Source organism: Vulcanisaeta sp. JCM 16159 (assembly GCF_001316265.1).
Classification (GTDB): domain Archaea; phylum Thermoproteota; class Thermoprotei; order Thermoproteales; family Thermocladiaceae; genus Vulcanisaeta.
On record NZ_BBDN01000005.1, the window covers coordinates 125,979 to 144,515 of the forward strand.

General features: G+C 45.0%; 19 protein-coding genes and 4 pseudogenes. 11 read left to right on the plus strand and 12 right to left on the minus strand.

Annotation, left to right across the window (positions count from 1 at the left end; all coding sequences use genetic code 11):
• The first annotated feature begins 20 nt into the window (after positions 1-20).
• The 3 genes from JCM16159_RS06200 to JCM16159_RS06210 all read left to right on the plus strand — a co-directional run bounded on the left by JCM16159_RS06200 (position 21) and on the right by JCM16159_RS06210 (position 3,087).
• Positions 21-1,946 carry a hypothetical protein gene (locus JCM16159_RS06200; protein ID WP_243666117.1) on the plus strand — a complete coding sequence of 642 codons (1,926 nt, stop codon included), beginning with the start codon at positions 21-23 and terminating at the stop codon, positions 1,944-1,946.
• A gap of 85 nt (positions 1,947-2,031) precedes the next feature.
• Entirely contained in the window at positions 2,032-2,610 is a 579-nt protein-coding gene (gene folE, locus JCM16159_RS06205) for a GTP cyclohydrolase I (protein WP_054857311.1), read from the plus strand.
• 24 nt (positions 2,611-2,634) lie between these two features.
• Complete coding sequence (locus JCM16159_RS06210) at positions 2,635-3,087, plus strand: RNA-binding domain-containing protein (protein WP_243666118.1); 453 nt, start codon at positions 2,635-2,637, stop codon at positions 3,085-3,087.
• Here the strand turns inward: JCM16159_RS06210 and ilvD are convergent.
• A pseudogene (ilvD, locus tag JCM16159_RS06215) lies at positions 3,084-4,768 on the minus strand (dihydroxy-acid dehydratase). The gene JCM16159_RS06210 and the pseudogene ilvD overlap by 4 nt on opposite strands.
• Positions 4,769-4,875: 107 nt before the next feature.
• Here ilvD and JCM16159_RS06220 point away from each other — a divergent pair.
• On the plus strand, positions 4,876-5,280 hold the full coding sequence (locus JCM16159_RS06220) for a YbhB/YbcL family Raf kinase inhibitor-like protein (RefSeq protein WP_243666119.1): 405 nt from the start codon (positions 4,876-4,878) through the stop codon (positions 5,278-5,280).
• 84 nt (positions 5,281-5,364) lie between these two features.
• Here the strand turns inward: JCM16159_RS06220 and JCM16159_RS06225 are convergent.
• The 5 genes and pseudogenes from JCM16159_RS06225 to JCM16159_RS15440 form a co-directional block, all read right to left on the minus strand.
• Positions 5,365-6,233: pseudogene (locus JCM16159_RS06225) on the minus strand (ABC transporter permease).
• Positions 6,233-7,234: an ATP-binding cassette domain-containing protein gene (locus tag JCM16159_RS06230; protein ID WP_367834352.1), complete on the minus strand. Its 1,002-nt coding sequence runs from the start codon at positions 7,232-7,234 to the stop codon at positions 6,233-6,235. The pseudogene JCM16159_RS06225 and the gene JCM16159_RS06230 overlap by 1 nt, the downstream one beginning before the upstream one ends.
• Before the next feature lie 64 nt (positions 7,235-7,298).
• Positions 7,299-7,967, minus strand: coding sequence for a YkgJ family cysteine cluster protein (locus JCM16159_RS06235; RefSeq protein ID WP_054857313.1), 669 nt, complete (start codon positions 7,965-7,967; stop codon positions 7,299-7,301).
• Between the two features lie 69 nt (positions 7,968-8,036).
• The gene (locus JCM16159_RS15435) at positions 8,037-8,447 is read right to left on the minus strand and encodes an HAD family hydrolase (RefSeq protein ID WP_243666173.1); all 411 of its coding nucleotides are present in this window, start codon (positions 8,445-8,447) and stop codon (positions 8,037-8,039) included.
• Between the two features lie 29 nt (positions 8,448-8,476).
• Positions 8,477-8,809 (minus strand): hypothetical protein, encoded by a 333-nt coding sequence (locus JCM16159_RS15440; RefSeq protein ID WP_243666122.1) that lies wholly within the window; start codon positions 8,807-8,809, stop codon positions 8,477-8,479.
• 98 nt (positions 8,810-8,907) lie between these two features.
• On the opposite strand from JCM16159_RS15440, the gene JCM16159_RS18860 reads away from it, so the two are divergent.
• Both JCM16159_RS18860 and JCM16159_RS06245 read left to right on the plus strand, forming a co-directional pair.
• Complete coding sequence (locus JCM16159_RS18860) at positions 8,908-9,087, plus strand: GTP cyclohydrolase IIa (RefSeq protein ID WP_367834345.1); 180 nt, start codon at positions 8,908-8,910, stop codon at positions 9,085-9,087.
• Entirely contained in the window at positions 9,084-9,614 is a 531-nt protein-coding gene (locus tag JCM16159_RS06245; protein WP_367834353.1) for a GTP cyclohydrolase IIa, read from the plus strand. The genes JCM16159_RS18860 and JCM16159_RS06245 overlap by 4 nt, the downstream gene beginning before the upstream one ends.
• On the opposite strand, the gene JCM16159_RS06250 is transcribed toward JCM16159_RS06245, so the two are convergent.
• The 3 genes from JCM16159_RS06250 to JCM16159_RS06255 all read right to left on the minus strand — a co-directional run bounded on the left by JCM16159_RS06250 (position 9,611) and on the right by JCM16159_RS06255 (position 11,821).
• Positions 9,611-10,489, minus strand: coding sequence for a winged helix-turn-helix transcriptional regulator (locus JCM16159_RS06250; protein ID WP_243666174.1), 879 nt, complete (start codon positions 10,487-10,489; stop codon positions 9,611-9,613). The two genes, JCM16159_RS06245 and JCM16159_RS06250, sit on opposite strands and share 4 nt — an antisense overlap.
• Before the next feature lie 355 nt (positions 10,490-10,844).
• On the minus strand, positions 10,845-11,006 hold the full coding sequence (locus JCM16159_RS15445; RefSeq protein WP_243666123.1) for a hypothetical protein: 162 nt from the start codon (positions 11,004-11,006) through the stop codon (positions 10,845-10,847).
• Positions 11,006-11,821, minus strand: a complete 816-nt coding sequence (locus JCM16159_RS06255) for a hypothetical protein (RefSeq protein ID WP_243666124.1) — start codon at positions 11,819-11,821, stop codon at positions 11,006-11,008. The genes JCM16159_RS15445 and JCM16159_RS06255 overlap by 1 nt, the downstream gene beginning before the upstream one ends.
• Positions 11,822-11,883: 62 nt before the next feature.
• Here JCM16159_RS06255 and JCM16159_RS15450 point away from each other — a divergent pair, with 62 nt between their 5' ends.
• Positions 11,884-12,171, plus strand: coding sequence for a hypothetical protein (locus JCM16159_RS15450; RefSeq protein ID WP_243666125.1), 288 nt, complete (start codon positions 11,884-11,886; stop codon positions 12,169-12,171).
• 8 nt (positions 12,172-12,179) lie between these two features.
• Positions 12,180-12,620, plus strand: coding sequence for an HAD family hydrolase (locus JCM16159_RS06260; RefSeq protein WP_243666126.1), 441 nt, complete (start codon positions 12,180-12,182; stop codon positions 12,618-12,620).
• On the opposite strand, the gene JCM16159_RS06265 is transcribed toward JCM16159_RS06260, so the two are convergent.
• Positions 12,621-13,130, minus strand: a complete 510-nt coding sequence (locus JCM16159_RS06265) for a vitamin K epoxide reductase family protein (RefSeq protein WP_367834346.1) — start codon at positions 13,128-13,130, stop codon at positions 12,621-12,623.
• 93 nt (positions 13,131-13,223) lie between these two features.
• On the opposite strand from JCM16159_RS06265, the gene glp reads away from it, so the two are divergent.
• Both glp and JCM16159_RS15460 read left to right on the plus strand, forming a co-directional pair.
• Entirely contained in the window at positions 13,224-14,315 is a 1,092-nt protein-coding gene (gene glp / locus JCM16159_RS15455; RefSeq protein ID WP_243666127.1) for a gephyrin-like molybdotransferase Glp, read from the plus strand.
• Between the two features lie 25 nt (positions 14,316-14,340).
• Entirely contained in the window at positions 14,341-15,225 is an 885-nt protein-coding gene (locus tag JCM16159_RS15460; RefSeq protein ID WP_243666128.1) for a substrate-binding domain-containing protein, read from the plus strand.
• Positions 15,226-15,321: 96 nt separating this feature from the next.
• On the opposite strand, the gene JCM16159_RS18865 is transcribed toward JCM16159_RS15460, so the two are convergent.
• Complete coding sequence (locus JCM16159_RS18865) at positions 15,322-15,630, minus strand: hypothetical protein (RefSeq protein ID WP_367834354.1); 309 nt, start codon at positions 15,628-15,630, stop codon at positions 15,322-15,324.
• 48 nt (positions 15,631-15,678) lie between these two features.
• A pseudogene (locus tag JCM16159_RS18870) lies at positions 15,679-16,748 on the minus strand (class I adenylate-forming enzyme family protein); the annotation flags it as partial.
• A 407-nt stretch (positions 16,749-17,155) separates the two neighbouring features.
• Here JCM16159_RS18870 and JCM16159_RS06285 point away from each other — a divergent pair.
• A pseudogene (locus JCM16159_RS06285) lies at positions 17,156-18,536 on the plus strand (glutamate synthase-related protein).
• Position 18,537 lies beyond the last annotated feature (1 nt).

The following is an 18,537-nucleotide window of genomic DNA, read 5'->3' on the forward strand; positions in this document are numbered from 1 at the left end:
TATGCCTAGTGTTTTTATCGATGAATATTAAGTACAAATTGGTACCAATCTTGGCAATCATGGTTTTATTAATGATGAGTATTACTATATATGCAAATGACTCATTAAACGCGTATTTCACCATTAATTACGTAACATACCTAAACCCCAATAATCAGGCCACGAATTACTACATCGAGTATTACCTGGTGCTTTACAATAATGAACCCAACCCAGTATCACTTAATGTAACAATGACGGTATTACCGTACTCAAATATAATATATGTATCGCCGCAAGCAACTTCAATAAACGGTAACACCGTTACTTGGGTCATCACAGTACAGCCCTATTCGGAGGAGACTCTTGATTTAAGATTCAAGCCGGTCTACACATTGTTGCCAATAGCATCACTGAATTACCAAGTCCTTGTTAATAACTCAGGCATTAATTCAACAATAATTAATGGCGGCGTTGGTACTGAGGTTAATCTCTCATTAAATGTAACCAATTTACTTCCATTTCCTATAATGACCACTGTGACCCTGACTAGACAATCAGGGTTATTTTATGAATATAATATAACGCCAACTTTATCCCAGAACATACTTGGTTATGAGGTTAATTATTGGATATTCAATACCGAAAACTCCACACCCTTCTCATTAAACATGCTTGTTGAGGATATGGGGCCATGGCACAGCGTCAGGATTAATCCAATAACCGTTCAGGCAAGTATTGATTTGAATGAGTCAGTAAGTTCCCTAAATGAGGCGATCACTAACCTAAATAACACACTTAATCAATTAAGGAGTTTCACGGAATCATTAACAAACTCCTCCGGGCTAGAGGGCAATTACACGGCGCAATTCCTACAGTTAATAAGCCTACTCAATGAGACGTCACAAGTGCTTGGTGCTTCAGCATATATAATAAACTCAACATTAATGGTGGAAGGACTCCTTCAGGCTCAATTGATCGAGCTCAAGGTGGCCCTTTCAACGGAGGGGCAGGTACTGGGTACGGAAGCTAACGTGATCTCCCAGATGAGGGGATTATTAAGTCCTATTGTGAGCAATGAACAGAGCTATATCAATGCATTGAATATGCTGAAGCAGGACTTAACCCAGATAGAGAGTTCCACCAACAATGCAACGTTAATTAATGAGATAAATAATGCAATAATGATAATAAATCAACTCGAGAATTTATTAACGGCGCTTAATCAGGTATATAATGGACTCGGTACGGTACAGAGCGAGTTAACGTCAACACAGGTCCAGGTCAACCAGGCAGTGAATGGTTTGAATTACGCGATATCAGCTGCCAATGAGAGTGAGGTATTGATAATTAGTATATCGAGAGAGCTCTACATGCTCCATAGTGAGTTAACAAACCTGACCAATCAATTATTAATCACGTACATAAACCTATCGTCATATCAAACAAGGGCATTGTCATACATGACACAGGTAAGCAGATATGAAGGTGAGATTGAGAGCGGCATCATGAGTGATGAGGTTAAAAAGGCAGTACTAACGGCTCTAGCCAGGCAATACCTTACGTATCTAAGCATTAATAATACGAATGCTGATATTGACGTGACGGTGGAGGAGACGTTCGTGATAAACATGCCATCGATTGTAAACACGCAGTATTTATTACAGCTCGTAAACATGACTGCGGCCCAGGGCAGTGCACCGCTGGGTGGCAATGCTGTTAATGATGCATCATCTAATGCAATGAAAATGAATACTGTTTATGACATAGTGAGCAAAATAAGAACGGCCATTATTACTGGTAATTACTCAGGGTTTATTGCATTGATGCGCGAAGTGGTATTGTCAGATGCCGTTGGTTTAATGCAACAGATTAGTGGTGAATACGCCAGTTATTACTCAGTATTACCGATTGTTATTGTGTTGTTTATAATACTTATATCAATGATTATGAGGAGGATCCATTAATAATTATTTTTAATGGGCATGGGTGTTTACCTTAAATAGAGGTATTATTTCGGCTGTTCTTGTGCATAGTGATCACGATGAATTAATGGAGATGGAGAAGTACGTGAGTAGGTTAATAGAGTTCCTAGGCGATGATCCAAACAGGCCTGGCTTAAGGGAAACACCCAGGAGGTTCATGAACGCACTTCTCGAGTTGACACGAGGTCTAAGGGAACCACCGCCCAAGGTTAAGTTCTTCCCTATGGAGGGTAATGAGTATGTTGTTCGTATATCAATTAATGATATTAGGTTCATATCACTGTGTGAACACCACATGCTACCGGTCATTGGAACAGTAACCGTGGTTTACGAACCGCTTAACAGTGAGGTGCCTGGCCTGAGTAAGGTGGCTAGGTATGTTAAGTGGCTCGCGGCAAGGCCCATGCTCCAGGAGAGGTTTACGGCAAGGCTAGCCAACGAGCTTAAGGAAGTGCTTCATGCCAGGTACGTCTATGTCAAGGTTTGTGCATTGCACATGTGCGCTATGATTAGGGGTGTTAAGGATGAGGATATGTACATGGTCACGGAGGCGTGGTCTGACGGTATAAGTAATGAGGAGTTGAGAGATTTAAGGAATTCAACGCATTGTAGGGTCCCTAGGATAGTCCTGACTAAGGAATATTAATGAGATTAGAATAAGGATAGTTAGGTGCTCACTAGGATGAACCCGGTGGAGCATGTCGAGCTTAGTACGCATATACACGCAACGGAGAGCGAACTCAAGGTTGTGAAGGCACTACTTAACTTAATACCACCTGAGTACAGGGATGTAGTGAGTATAATAAGAAGTGGAGGGCAAGGGCATTTCGGTAATGACATAAATACGGTAAAGATACAATTAAAAGGTGAGGAGGCACTACGTACTACGCAGTATATATTTAGGGAGATCGATCAATTGGATAGTGAGATAATACTAGTCACACTGAGCAGTAGGTTCGGTGATGGTAAATTATACCTCAGGTTTAATAAGCAGTTGGCCTATAATGGCGTGGCTAGGCTTGACGATGGTGATGACGTGATTAAGGTGATAATAAGGTTTAATCACTGGGTGATTAAAAATGAGGGTGTTGAAAACGTAATTAAGCAATTAATTACCCGTTAAAGCCTTGGTAGGGTCACGGCGCCCATTGACGCTGATGTGACCAACGATGCGTACTTAGCCAGTAATCCCCTCGTGTACCTAGGCGACGGTGATTGCCAATTCTTCAACCTCCTCTTAATCTCCTCCTCAGGCACCAGCAAATCTAGGCGTCCATTCTCTACATCAATGAGTATTCTATCACCATCCTCAACAACGGCTATCGGCCTCCAACGGCTGCCTCGGGAGCTACGTGGCCAACCATGAAGCCGCGGGTAGCACCGCTGAACCTGCCGTCAGTGACCAACGCTACGTCCTTACCCAACCCAGCCCCTACCAGAGCTGCCGTGACCCTAAGCATCTCCGGCATTCCAGGACCACCCTTAGGACCCTCATACCTAATTACAACCACATCACCCGGCCTAACCTCACCCCTCCTAATTGCCTGGAACGCCTCCTCCTCACTATTGAACGGTCTTGCCCTACCCTCAAACCTCATTAACTCCGTGGCAGCGACCTTAATCACGGCACCCTCAGGCGCCAATGAGCCCTTGAGTATTCTAATGCCGCCCCAGGGCTTTATTGGGTTGTTCACGTCCCTAACTATGTGGTCATGCGGTACATTTGGGAACTTGTAATTCTTTAGATTCTCCTCCATTGTCTTACCCGTTATTGTAAGTACCTTACCATTGAGCAGACCCGCCTTTAGTAGCTTCAACATAACTAGTGGGACGCCACCGACGGTGTCGAGGTCGGCCATCACGTAATCACCGCCAGGTCTTAAACTCGCTATGTACGGTGTCCTCCTAGATATACTGTCAATGTCATCGAGTGTCAACTTAACCCCAGCCTCATACGCTATGGCGAGTAGGTGTAGTATGGCGTTTGTTGACCCACCCATCGCCATTAATACCGTTATGGCATTCTCAAAGGCCTCGTATGTCATGACGTCCCTAGGCTTAATACCGAGTTCCATTGCATTCATTAGTGCAACGCCGCTCTCAACCGCATACATAACTCTTCTAGCTGATGTGGCCGGTGGTGAGGCACTCCCCGGTAATGCCATGCCCAGTGCCTCGGCTATCGCAGCCATGGTGTTTGCCGTGAACATGCCTGCGCAGGTTCCATAGGTTGGGTGGGCCCTCTTTTCTATTTCATAAAGCTCATCCTCCGTAATCTTACCCGCGAGGTAAGCGCCTATTGCCTCGTGAACATCCTCAATTGTGAGTTTAAGATTGCCGTAAAAACCAGGCTCCGCCGTCCCACCGTATAGGTAAACAGCGGGTATGTTTAACCTAGCCATAGCCATTAGGATTCCAGGTGTCGTCTTATCACAACCGCCAATACCAACGAAACCATCAAACGCATGCGCATTAACCTGAGCCTCTATCGTATCAGCAATGACCTCCCTACTCACCAGGCTATACCTCATACCCTCAGTACCCATCCCAATATTATCATTAACGACTATCGTCGGCACAGTAAGCGGCGAGCCACCACCCCTACGCACGCCCTCCTTAACGTGGACGGCCAATTGAAGTGTATGTATATTACACGGCCCAGCCTCACTCCATGCGGCAACAACAGCGACCAATGGCTTACCAATGTCCTCATCCGAAAAGCCTATGGACCTCAGGAAAGCCCTGTGCGGTGCGTTTAAGACACCTCCGTACCTCTCCTGACTTCGCAGGTTGACCTTAACCATCAATAATCTATATACCCACCCCTATTAAATTAATTCACTACTTAACACATTAGAATGAGAATCAACATAATACTTAATAATTCGGTCATAGATCAATAGTAATTTGTATGTCATTTACGTTAACAAGCCCCGCCTTTAAGTATGGTGAGAGAATCCCAAGGAAGTACACGTGCGATGACGTTGATGTAAGCCCGCCATTACAATGGTCAAGCGCACCACCAGGTACTAAGTCCTTGGTTCTAATAATGGAGGACCCAGACGCACCAATAGGTACATTCACCCACTGGGTTCTATACAATATACCACCCGATAGGACTGACCTACCTGAGAACGTACCGAAGACCCCAGTAGTTGAGGGAATCGGCGTGCAGGGTATTAACGACTTCGGCAGGGTTGGCTATGGCGGTCCATGCCCACCAAGGGGCCACGGCCAGCACAGGTACTTCTTTAGATTATACGCATTAAATACTGTACCCAATATCAAGCAGAGGCGTCTAAGGATGAGGTTTTAAGGATTATAAAGAATAGTATAATAGGTACGGCAGAGTACATGGGGACATACTCAAGGTAACAAGCACTTTTAACTTCGTTCAAAATCATGCTTCGCTTAAATACCTCCAGGAAAGCATGATTCCCATTATCGAGAATATTGCCGCGAAGGCTATTAGGTATGTGAAATCAAGCAATAAGTTATACCCAGTCACGCCAAGTAATAATTGCCTATTGATGTCGTTTACATAAGTCAATGGGTTCACATAGGCAATGGGCTTTAACCACCAGGGCATTGACTTAACTGGGTAGAAGGAATTGCTCGCGAACATCAGCGGCATGTTCAGTAGATTCATTATCGCCATCTGAGACTCCCAGGAGGTTGACCTTAGGGCTAGCGTCACGAATAGTGATGCGAAGCCATGGACATTAGGGCAAGCGCTGCATAGGCACCTAGTATGTCTAGCGGGTTTAGGCTTGGGTTTAGGCTCATACCGAGTAGTATCGCTATTATTAGTACTATTGTTGCTTGGACCAGGGACCTAATCATGGAGTTCAGGACCTTAGCCATCACGATATTGCCCCTAGGCACTGGCGTAGTCAGTAACTTGCTTAGGACCCCAAGTCTCCTATCCCACACAATACTCATGCCACTCTGTAATGATGTGAATAGTGTTATGAAGGAGAGCATGCCCACCGCCAGGAATGAGAAGTAGTCCGTGGTCCCGAAGTTCGCCTTTAGGATCTCGGACGCAATCTCATCAATTACCTGCTTGGGTATGTTTAACCCAGGTATATTAAGTCCACTTGTAAACATTGTTGCAAAGTTCATGGACTTACCGAAGAACGCCAGCCAGACGATTGGTTGTATCAGCGATATTATCAATATGACGGGTGCCTTATACCACTTAGCCAACTCCCTATTTGTTAACGCCCAAAGTCCATGCAGTGGGTGTAGTTTCACGGCCATGCTCATCACCTCCTAGCCCTAGCCACAGTCCTCCTAAACCTCATAAACTCCTCTGAACTACCCTCCTCATCCCTAAGTCTCCTACCCGTGAATTCCAGGAATACCTCATCCATCGTGGGCTCCTTAATCGTTATACTCGTAGCCCTAATACTAAGCTTATTAAGGGCCTCAAGTATTATTGGGGCCGCTGTATTACCATTCCTAATCTTAAAGGTTATTGTGTTACCATTAACAGTAACCCCACTAACGCCATCAATGCCCTCAATAACCTTCCTGGCAGTATCAACATCTCCATTAACCTCAATCGTTATCACGTCGCCACCAACCTTCTCCTTAAGCTCCTTCGGTGTGCCAATGGCGAGTATCTTACCATGATCGATGATTGCAACCCTCTCGGCATACCTATCAGCCTCCTCCAGGTAATGCGTGGTCATGAATATAGTCGTGCCATACTGCCTCCTAAGCCTATACACGTAATCCCAAATCGCAGCCCTCGTCTGAGCATCAAGGCCAAGGGTCGGCTCGTCAAGGAACAATATGGCAGGCCTATTAATAAGGCCCATGGCAATCTCCAACCTCCTCCTCATGCCTCCTGAGTACGTCTCAACCTTCCTATCAGCCGCATAAGAAAGCTCCACCATATCAAGCAACTCAGCAGCCCTCTCCCTAGCCTCCCTCTTGGGTATGCCGTATAAAGCTGCAATAAGCATTAAATTCTCCCAACCCGTCAAATCCTCATCAGCAGTATACTCCTGAGGTACCACGCCTATACTTTCCCTAACCTTAGCTGGCTGCTTAATCACGTCATAGCCATTAATTATTGCAGTTCCCTCGGTCGGCCTAGTTACTGTGGTTAGCATCTTTATCGTTGTCGTTTTACCTGCACCATTTGGCCCAAGAAATCCAAAGACCTCTCCATAATATACCTCGAAGTTTATATGATAAACCGCGGTGAAGTTTCCATAGCGTTTCGTTAAGTTTATCGCCTTAATAGCTACTTCCATAATGGTCGCGTAAGTCGTTCTATACCTTACATATAAATCTTTCTCTAAATCGATATCGAATATTCGATTACAAATTAGCTCTCTTCATTACCTGTGAAATATTTGGTACAAATTTGTCTAGGGTTATGTGGGGTATGAATTGTCTTATGTACTCAAAGGCGTTGACTATGGGCCAGTTGGTGTTGTTTCCTTCGCTTCCTCTTAACTCGATGTATCCTGCTCTCCACAGGGTGGTTAGTGCGTCGGCGTAGAGTTTCCTGACCTTTATTGCTTCCTCGGCTGCGGCAACTTCCCTGGGCATTACCTTAATGGCTATCCTGACGTTACTTATCATAGCCTCTAGTTCATCCTGCGTATAATTATTCTTAATGACTGGGCATAGTGTGGATACGACGAACTCCACGTTGAAGTCAACGAGTCTCAGCTCCGGGTCTATTATGTACCTAATCACCCTAGGCAGGTATGGGAAGGACCTGCAAGTGAGTGGTTTATAGAGCGAGTGAACCTTACAGGTTTTATCCTCTGGGTTTAGGAATGGGCACATGCCCCTACTATTTAACTGCATTAGGTATGACAACGCCACCCTAACGCCGTTCTTGATGTCCGTCACCACATAGCCAGGCTTAAAGTTTAGGTCCTTCACGTCCAGTTCCTCAGCTAATTTACTCAGTATTATTACTTCATGTGGGAATACCGTCACTGGTGATATTGTGCAGCAGTAGCCGCAACTTGGCATGCATCTGAATGGCACTGACACACCTTTCACTCCTGACTTTACTAGTTAAATTATTTTCTTCACTACACATCATGAACAGCCAGAAACTAGATGAGGCACTAGTAGCGTTTCCTTCAACTTCCTAATCGCGTAGGCCTTACACCTAATGAGTTCGGCAGGGCTTCCACTACTAATCAGTGTACCGGCCCTGTCTATGTAAACACCAATTATGTCATCAAGCATGGCGCCCAGTAGGTCCTCTTTAAACCCATCACCAACGTGTATCGCCACGTCAGGTTCAACACCGTGTGTGAGCAGTGAGTATGCGCGTTCGAAGATGGTTGGGTGTGGCTTAGCCCTACCAACCTCATCAGCATATACCTGCACATCAATGAACCTACTCAAGCCAAATTTATCAAGTAGTTTCCTGGTCACTGTGCTACTCCAGAATATTACATTAGATATTAGTCCTATCATAAATCCATCACTCTTCATTTCCATAAGCACGTACTGTGCATCTTCATTTGGCGTTACATTTTTTTTGATTCAAGTAATGTGTTGGCTATTATGTTCGCTACGTCCATAACCATCTTCTCATTAAGTTCAATCCCGTATTTACGGGCTAACCTCTCAAGGAATGTCCTGACATTGTCCATTGGCGGTACATACGCCATCTCAACAACCCTCCTGAGCCTAATCTCCCTATCAAGTCCCATGTAAATCTCGTAGACATGGTCGAAGTGAGCCTCAATATCCAGCGACTTAAGGTACTTGGTTATGTTCATGGCTATTTCCTCAATTAATTCCTTGCCGTAGTTTATCAATGTGTTGTAAGCATCAAATGTAATTACCCTTAGGCTCATTAACTACATTGTTCAATCACATTATTTTAAGTATTCCTACCCATTTGAGGGTTATGTTTTTAAACTAAAGGTTTAAGCTCGGTCTCGGTGTTAAACCTTTGGTTCAAGTAACAATAATCAGGTTAATTGGGTACAGGGAGTGGACTGAGAGCCTCGGCCCAGATAGGGAACACATTATTCAGAGGGTCCAGTCCCAATTACATAATGAACTAATCAATGTATTCTCTAGGCTAATGCCTGGGCCCACCCACTTAGGTATGATTACCTACTTGCAATAACTAACGGTTTAGGTAATGGCGAATTAACGAGTATACTCAGGGAACTTAGTAATTATAGTCCTGTGCCTTTGTCGAGTGGTTCATACGCAGATGTTAATCCTAGGGTTGCCGAGAGGGAGGCGTTCAGGCTTGCCATTAAGGCAGGCCCTGGTGAATCACTGGTTAATGGTAGTGATGATGGAATTGTGGCTATTGCGCACATTGACCTCATTGACTCGACATCAAGTACCGCATGGACCTCGAGTTACCAATTATATGAGCATGTGTGGGGCGTTGTCAACCAAGTAAGGCTTTACCTAGCCCCGTATGGTGGTATTACGCTTTATCTGGGTGGCGATAACATTGTCTCAATAATACAACCAATAATTAGGGAGGAGGACATAAGGCCTTTGGCCAGTCTGGTAAATGCAAGGATAGGTGTTGGCATTGCGCGTAATGGCAAGGTTGCCATGAAACTGGCCACCGAGGCTCTTGATACGCTCAGGTCTAGGAATAATCACAGGGTATTGGTGCTTAGGGAGGATTAATCGAGCTTAGCCCTTTTTATGAGCTTGACCTTGTTAACCCTACCCTCCTTAATGACCTGGATATATCCCGCATTCTCAAGTCTCTTAATTGCCCTCCAAAGCGTTGCTTTAGGGATGCTTAACTTCCTCTGGAGATCAGCTTGGTAAGCCTCACCGCCCATTTCAATCAATGCCTTAAGGACCTCCTTATCGGTTGGGTTCAATCCCTCGACAATTACAGGATTCACCTCAGGACCCCTATGTCTAACCACGAATAGGTAAGCAATCAATGCAGCCGCGGCCACAGTTACCGCAATAACTATGTAATAGAGCATGGAACCTAGGTTAAATGATGAAACAGCCTTGCCCGTAGTTGTGGTGGGCCCTGATGCATTGGTGATAGTGGATGCGGAGGTTGTGTTGCTTGTGCCAATTGGAGTAACTATGGTCCTATTGGGCATTGGTGATTCTGGTATGAAACCTATTGAGTAATTACCTGGTGCTAGTTGAAGAAATATTCCATTGCTAGCCTTTGTAAAGTTCATTATTAAGTTCACCGGTAATTGCGTTATGAGTACGTTATTGTTCACGAAGAGGTTTATCACATACGGTGATGATATATTAATAACCAAGTAACCACTGGGCGTCTGCGTTACGTAGGGTACGTACTCAATTACGAATGAACCATTTCCAAATACAGGTATTACCAGGTTATTCCCTATGAATATTGCGGATACTGTTGAGCCACTAGAATTCTCAACAATTATTGGGCCCAAGGGCCTTACGGGCAATGTTATATTTAATAAGACAGTATTCTGTACCGTTGTTGCATTTATACTTACCAATGAGCCGTTGCTCAATAGGTAAATGAATACCGTAATTAATGCTTCAATCATCACTGAGTGCTAATAAGCAGCACGATTTAAAAACTTTATTTATTCATATGGTAATAAAAAGAGAGTAAACGGAAGTTTTGAAAACAAAAATTTAATTTTAGTGATGATTTAACAGGGGCAGTACGAAAGCCTTATTCATCTTATTTAGCCGTTGCCATTACCATGCTGTCCCTTCTGGCCGCCTCCTTTTCCATTCTGGCCCTTGCCCTGTCCCTTGCCCTGCTGCCCATGGCCATGTGACTGCAACCCATTGCTTCCTGGTTAAATTGCTGGGTCATATTGAGCCAGTCATTGAATCCCTTACCATGCTTAAGCAGCTGTAGTATTTGTGCTTGGGCAGTCTCGTTACCCTGAATTAATGGTATATTGCCTTAAGCTCCTTATATAGCTCATGAAGCTCCTTAACGCTTGTTATATTAAGACCAGTGATATTCGTCAAAGTACCTAGCTCATGATCAAGCATGGCCAATTGGTTTAAGGTGTCATTTAGCGTCATGGAACCACTTATTATCTGCATTAAATAGTGCTCAAGTTCATGATCAACCCTGTTGGCGAAGCGATCTTCTGCTCCTCATAGTACTGGCTGGTTACATTACTAATTAATGACTTATACTCACTAAGTAGTGCAGCTGCCTCTGAGTAGTTGCCACTGACTATAGCACCTCTCAACTGACTCAACAGACTATAGACCTCGCTTGCCTGTGTACTATTTAATAACCCCTGCTGCTCCAGCCTTGTTAGTGTCTCATTGAGTAACATCAACCTAAAGGTTAGTGTTCTATTAATTATCTCGGCGTGCTTCTCAAGCACGTACTCATGGACTAAGTAGTGCCTAAGGTGCACGAGGAATTGAAGTGCCAGTAGGCACTCACCCTTACTAACATAGTAATTAGTAATATTCTGCAGTGCTGCAGGTGTTAAGTTGAAGCCCGTTATGTTGGACGTGGTCATATTCAACGTAGTCGTATTGGATCCTGTGAATGTGCCGTTTATGGTGGTCTCATTAAGGCCTGTGGTATTGGTTGCGATAAGTGATGTGGTATTGAGACTGCTCATGTTGGCGCCAGTCCTCATTAACCACATGTCGTCAATGTACAGGTTGGCCTGCACGGCTGTGAGTAGGCCGGGTGGGCATGTGGTTACGTTGGTTACAGTAGCATTACTTATGGTCGTTGCATTAACACTTACTGTGGAATTCGTGGAGTTAGTCGACCCAGAGGCCAGTAGTGGGTGTGCCGTTAAGACCATAGTTAGTACTAGAGTTAGCGCCAGTAGGGTAACAAACGATATTATTTCTACCTCCCTTATTGAGACCTCACCTTTCATGGCCATCACAGGCCTATGCACTAATCACTTTAATAAAGAATCACAATGAAAAGCCTCGTTCAATTACCATGAAACGGAGTGAAACCAGGGATATTTTTCTTAAAGGGCCTGGAGTTAACCAAGAGCTTGTGCTTGTTCTTATTGACCTAGATGGTACCTTGTTGCCCCTCGAGGCGTGGGACCCCGTGTTCCAGGAAATTAGTATGAGGATAGCTGGTAAAGCCAACGTGGATTGGAGGATTATTTACAGGGCCGCGAAAGACTTGAACAAGGAGTTAATGAGAAAATTCACAATAAGGCTTTTGATTGGGATCACATATTTGCTGAGGTTGCCCGTAGATTCGGGGTATCCATAGATATCAACGTGAGCGACGTATTGATGAAGCACGTGCGCGATTTCAAGCCATTTGATGGTTCCTTGGAATTGCTAAGGTTAATTAGGGATCTGGGGCATGAAGTAGTTATTGCAACCAATGGGTTGTATAAGTATCAATCAGTGGTTATTGAGGAGTTAGGGTTTTCTAGGTTCATTGATGGCATTAGGACGCCAGACCTGGTCGGTTGTATTAAGAATTGCCGCGAATTCTTTAATGGGGCCCAGGTAATGATTGGTGATAACCCACTTTTCGATGTTTACTATCCCGCTTCATTTGGCTTAATGACGGTTTTTGTAGGTGATTGGGAAAGGAGGTTAAGATATGTAATGGATGTGTGGGATATTGATCTATCCAATGTTAAGCCTACGTATTCCTACAGGGATGTTAGGGAGATGCTCATGGCGATACCGGACATATTAAGTCATTGATCATGAATGCCCAATAGTTTTACCCCTTACTCTGGTGAAGAATATTGTTATTATGGTAAAGTCTATTATTATCATTGCATGCATCACTGTGCAGTAGATGCATAGGGCATGGAGTAGGTAGGTCTCGGTAAATATTAGGTATGGTACTATGACTATGCCGAGAAATCTCCAGTAAAATAGGGTGTTTATGGACAATGATACCAGGTTAACTGGACCTAGATCATACATTATCACAAGTATTATGTTTACTACAAACCAAATGGCCGCGAGTAGATCAAGCGGTACCCCGCCTATGTCTGAGTACTTACTTGAGAGTACTCTTTCGCAGTCAATGGTTATTCCTGGGAATGGGGATTTGAATGCTGTACAGAGTGGTGGTAATTCACGTAGGTAATAATACGTATATATAACCACAGACGATGCAAACAAGCCTATTACTGAGAAAATAAGCATTAGTACTAGCCATGCGCCCGTTAACCTGCTCATCACCACGTGATCACGACTGCCCACTTAAATACCCATCTAATAGCGCAATTAATGCATAATTCAATTAATTTCAGTGGACTAATAAGTTATTAAAGTACTGCATTATGATAAAGCCCAATGACTGAGGTTAGTAAGAGAATAATATTTCATGAATTACTAACACCTGAGGAGGCATTAAGTAAGGTATTTAACACAGTTAAGATTGAGCCGCTGGGAGCCGAGGTTGTAAGTATTGAGGAGAGTTATGGGAGGGTCTTGGCGAAGGACGTGTACTCGCGTATTGATGTACCACCATTCGATAGGGCTACGATGGACGGATTCGCGGTTAGGGCTGAGGATACGTTTGGAGCCGATGAACTCAACCCAGCCAGATTGAAAGTCGTTGGTGATGTTGAGACAGGGGCTGAGGAACTACCGCAGGTTAATCATGGCGAGGCGGTTGAAATAGCGACTGGTGCCCCAATGCCCCCTGGCGCCAATGCGGTAGTTATGGTTGAGTATACGAAACGTAGTGGTGATGAATTGGTGATATACCGCTCAGTAACGCCTGGTGAGAATGTGATGTCTGCGGGCTCTGACGTGATGATTGGCGAGTTAATACTTAGGAGGTGCACCGTAATTAGGGAGAGGGAGGTCGGCCTGCTTGCGGCCGTTGGTATTGACAGGGTTGAGGTGTTTAGGAGGCCTAGGGTTGCGGTAATATCCACGGGTAATGAATTGATTAGTCCAGGTAAGGAGTTAGGTCGTGGTAAGATTTATGATATAAACACGTATACGATAGCCCACGCCGTTAGATCAATGGGCGCCGAACCGATGATCATGGGTATTGTTAGGGATAACATTAATGAGATGAGAGATGCAGTGAATAGGGCATTGAGCATAAGCGACCTAGTGCTTCTGTCAGGAGGAACCTCCGCAGGGCTTGCGGACCTAACGTATAGGGTACTCGATGAGATAGGGCCGCCGGGCATAATAATCCATGGCCTCAAGGTAAAGCCTGGTAAACCCACCGTAGTTGCCGTGTCACGGGATAATAAGTTGGTTATTGGCCTACCTGGATACCCAAGTTCGGCGTTGATGATATTCAACATAATAGTTAAGCCGATACTGGCTAGGATGCTGTGCACGGGTGTTGATGAGGTCAGGGTTAAGGCTAAGTTGGCTATTAGGCTGATGGCGCGAAGGGTAGGAGGCTCTTTACCCAGTTAGCCTAGTTGATACGGGTCATGGGATAGTGGCCTACCCATTACCTGCTGAGTCAGGCGCCATAAGCACGTTGGCCTTCGCTGATGGTTACATAGCCATTCCCGAAACCGTGGAGTACCTGGAGAGTGGTGATGAGGTGGAGGTGGTCCTATTCACTCATCAGTATATGCCGGCTAACCTATACATAATTGGTAGTCATGACCTTGGACTTGACGTGTTAATACCAATGCTGCCGGGCTTTGTTAGGGCTAGGGTAATCAATGTTGGTTCGATGGGTGGGCTGTACGCTGTTAAGCGCGGTGAGGCTGATGTGGCTGGTCTGCACCTCATTGATGAGGAAACTGGTCAATACAATGTGCCGTACATGGTTAAGTACAGTGTTAATAATGCCGTTTTAATTAGGGGTTATCTCAGGGAGCAGGGATTGATAGTGCCCAGGGGCAATCCCAAGAACATAAGGAGTGTTGAGGACTTGCTAAGAGGTGATGTGAGGATTGTTAATAGGAATAGGGGCGCTGGCACAAGATTTCTACTAGACCTGAAGTTGAAGGAGGTAGCGAGTAAGATGGGTGTTAAGTTCGAGGAGTTAGTGAGGAAGGTGAATGGTTATTACTATGAGGTTAAGACGCACACGGCAGTCGCGGCGGCCGTGGCCCAGGGTAAGGCTGATGCCGGCGTTGGCATTAGGGCGGCAGCGGCTATGTATGGTCTCGACTTCATACCACTTGGTTGGGAGAGTTATGACTTCGCAATACCCATTGATAGGCTTGAGAAGGATAGTGTTAAGGCATTCCTCAGAATGTTAAGGAGTGGCGAGTTTAGGGATGCCTCGGTAAATTACCTGGTTATAAGGTTCCTAATGACATTGGTGAAGTTATTTGGAGGGGACAGTAATTTTCAATTTAATTTTTAATTCAATGCCATAATGATTACTTAATGGGTAGCCTATCTACGAAGTAAACCCTCCTAAGCTTCTTATAAAACGCTACTCTGGAATTTACGAAATCAATCAATTCCTTTTCAGACACCTTACCCTATATTCATCATGCAGTACTACGTAGGCCATGGGTAATTGACCAATGCTTGGGTCCTTGGCTTGCTCACCGGTTACGTAGGTCTCCTTAACGGCTGGGTGCTTCATCAATATTATCTCCAGGTCCCGTGGGAATATTGGGTAACCCTTGTACTTAATCATCATCTTCTTAACGCCCCTGAAGTAAAGTAAGTCCTCATCATCCATAACCATTAAGTCACCGGTCAATAACCAACCATTATGAAAGGCCTTCCTCGTGTCATCAGGGTCCGAGTAACCCTTCATCACCCAGGGAGCCCTTGCCGCCAACTCACCAACACTGCCCACGCCCAACTCCTTGGATGGGTCGTTTAGGTCAACAATCTTTAACTCGGCGCCTGGTATTGCCGAGCCAACCATGCCAGTCACATCCTTATATTTGATCGGCTGTACTGTGAGTACGTACGCCTCAGTTAAGCCGTAGAACTGCACAAGCGGCACACCAAACCTCTGGTAAAACCCTAACTGGGTCGCTGGTGGTAATGGCGCAGCTGCCGAGAGGGTTAGCCTCAATGACGATAATGCATTGGGGCTTAAGTCCTTATTATTAAGTACTGGATTATTAAGTATCTGGTCAAACATTAAAGGCACACCTGCAAACACGGTTATTCCATACCTACGTATTAACTCAGGCGTGTCCTTGGCATCGAAGTACTTGGCAATAACGGCCTTGGCCCCCCTCACGAAGGCCGACATGAGCCAGTAAGACCGAGTATGTGGGATAGCTGGGCAACTACAAGTACAGAGTCCTTGGGGCTTAGTCCTATCGCCTCACCAAACGCGTAAGGCCCTGAATATAGGCTAAAGTACGTATGCCAAACCTGCATTGTTCTTCCAGCAATACCCGCATAGTAATAGATTAATCCAACATCATCACCCCTAACCTCAGCCGGCCTAAAGCCTGTTATGGAACCACTGCCTAGTAGTTCCTGAAAGCTTAATACACCCTGTCCAGAGACGCCAACACCAACAACCCTATACTTGGATAAAACGGCGATCTTCCTCTCAATGACCGATTTATCGGTAATGACGACCTTAGGAACCGAATCACCTAGTTGGTAATCAAGATCCTCAGATATGGTTAATGGGTCTATGAGAACTGCCGATGCGCCAAGCATCCATACTGCAAATAATGAGATTACGGCCTCGATACTATTGTTCATAACTACGGCAACCTTATCCCCATAACCAACATCAAGTATGTCTAAGGAGTTGGCTAATTTGGCTGACGATTTATAAAGATTCTCATACGTTAATGATAGGCCATGTTCGTTGATTAGGAACGTATCGTGAGGGCGTACTTTCAGGTAATTAAGCAGCGCATCAACGGGGTTTTGGTATGGATAGCGTAGTTTCATAACCATAGACAATGCACCATAGAGGCTCTCATATTACTCGGTATTGACCAATAGGATGCCCGGTTAATGGATAATAACGAGACCAAGGTCAGGTACGTCATTGAATATCCGTCAGAGCTAAGGCCCCATTTTGTGACTAGTCGTCTTATAAATGCCTTAATTACTGCCATAATTCAATAGGTAATACCCGAGCTTAAAAGCATTGTTTCTTTAAGGAAGTAGTCACTAATGTTAATAATTATTTTATGTTGGTCGTGAAGCAGTCATTTTCAGTTAACTTAATATTCCAATAAGTATGAATTATATCAACTAGAAATCTCTGAAATCTATAATTAATATTACTATTTAATTCCGAATTATATTGTTATCTAGACAAACAAGTATTTAAACATAAATCAGGGCATTGCTGTTCAATGATAATTGACATTGCCCGATTAATCGTAAGACTTAGGGCTTATTGGGTGTCGATTAGAGGCCTTAAGGAGTTTATTGAGGATTACCCATTCGATGAGATCGCTCTTAAGGCTCTTAAGGGTCGCGGTGCAGTTTACCCATTTGGGGAGGTGGCTACGTATGGATCGGCGTTGCTTGGTTCAGGGGTTTACGATAAGAGGGGATTTCCAAGGGTTAAGACCCTGGATAACTCAATAATATTACTGCCACCGGCATTTACGCCAAAAAGGCTTGAGAAGATGGCTGAGCTTCTTCGGGAGCCCACTTTCATGGACGTGAACCTAGAAGGTTCATTGGGTGGTTTTAAGGTTTCCATGCCCATAGTCGTCGGTTCAATGGGCTCCACGGCAGTGGCCAGTAAGTTTAGCCTTGAGATCGCCAGGGCAGCGGCTAAGGCGGGTATTGTCATGGGTATTGGGGAGAACGTAGCCACGGTTAGGGGCTACTCGAGGAGGTACACGAGGGGTCACCCAAGCTTTAAGGAGAGGTTGATGGCGTACTTAACGAATGTTGATAAGTATGGTGGGGTTATTATTCAGCAGAACGTGGAGGATGCGTATGATGAGCTTTGGAATAAGGTGTATAGTGATAAGGATGTTGAGCCGTACATAGAGGAGGGTCTCGTTGGTTTCGAGATTAAGATGGGGCAGGGGGCAAAGCCTGGACTTGGCGGTGTAATTAAGATCCCGAGGGAGGAGGCAATTAGGCTTAAGGCTAAGTACCACTTTGAGGTGGATCCTGAGAAGGTTAAGGATAAGTTCATAACCAGGTACTCAGTGCCTGGCACGTACACTGAGGACATACTCAGGGTATGATTAGGTTCATGAAGACGGCATACCCAAGGGCGAGGATTTGGATCAAGCTTGGCCCATATAGGGACGTGGATAGAGTCATTAGCATAGCCCATGAGGAGGGCGCCCACGCCGTGGTTATTGATGGAAAGGAGGGAGGTACTGGGATGGCGCTTCAGTGGCCATGAAGGACCTGGGCTACCCAACCATAGTGGCTCTTAAGAAGGTACGTGATGCCAGGAGGCTAGGTATAACGGACATATCCCTATTACTCGCCGGCAGGCTCTACAATGGTTCGCATGTGGTTAAGGCCATGGCCCTGGGAGCCAGCGGCGCTTACATGGCTAGGCCGTTCCTCATAGCGGCGATGGTTAAGGGCGAGGGGGGCGTTCTAAACTACATAGAGGCTGTTAAGGAGGAGATGCAGATGCTGGTATCCGCATTGGGCAAGTACGACATTAAGGAGGTTAGTACAGAGGATGTTGCGGCAATCGATAAGGACATCGCCGAGATGTTTGGAATACAGTATGTCTACTCACCCTCGTTTTAAT

Excerpts from the sequence above, each read along its gene's own strand:
- JCM16159_RS06220 (WP_243666119.1), top strand. The coding sequence starts at position 4,876 with ATGTCATTTACGTTAACAAGCCCCGCCTTTAAGTATGGTGAGAGAATC.
- glp (WP_243666127.1), top strand. The coding sequence starts at position 13,224 with ATGACTGAGGTTAGTAAGAGAATAATATTTCATGAATTACTAACACCT.
- JCM16159_RS15445 (WP_243666123.1), bottom strand. The coding sequence starts at position 11,006 with ATGCAGATAATAAGTGGTTCCATGACGCTAAATGACACCTTAAACCAA.
- JCM16159_RS15450 (WP_243666125.1), top strand. The coding sequence starts at position 11,884 with ATGAAACGGAGTGAAACCAGGGATATTTTTCTTAAAGGGCCTGGAGTT.
- JCM16159_RS06235 (WP_054857313.1), bottom strand. The coding sequence starts at position 7,967 with ATGCCAAGTTGCGGCTACTGCTGCACAATATCACCAGTGACGGTATTC.
- JCM16159_RS06200 (WP_243666117.1), top strand. The coding sequence starts at position 21 with ATGAATATTAAGTACAAATTGGTACCAATCTTGGCAATCATGGTTTTA.
- JCM16159_RS06255 (WP_243666124.1), bottom strand. The coding sequence starts at position 11,821 with ATGGCCATGAAAGGTGAGGTCTCAATAAGGGAGGTAGAAATAATATCG.
- JCM16159_RS15435 (WP_243666173.1), bottom strand. The coding sequence starts at position 8,447 with ATGGAAATGAAGAGTGATGGATTTATGATAGGACTAATATCTAATGTA.
- JCM16159_RS06250 (WP_243666174.1), bottom strand. The coding sequence starts at position 10,489 with ATGATTGAAGCATTAATTACGGTATTCATTTACCTATTGAGCAACGGC.
- JCM16159_RS18865 (WP_367834354.1), bottom strand. The coding sequence starts at position 15,630 with ATGAAGGGTTACTCGGACCCTGATGACACGAGGAAGGCCTTTCATAAT.
- folE (WP_054857311.1), top strand. The coding sequence starts at position 2,032 with ATGGAGATGGAGAAGTACGTGAGTAGGTTAATAGAGTTCCTAGGCGAT.
- JCM16159_RS15440 (WP_243666122.1), bottom strand. The coding sequence starts at position 8,809 with ATGAGCCTAAGGGTAATTACATTTGATGCTTACAACACATTGATAAAC.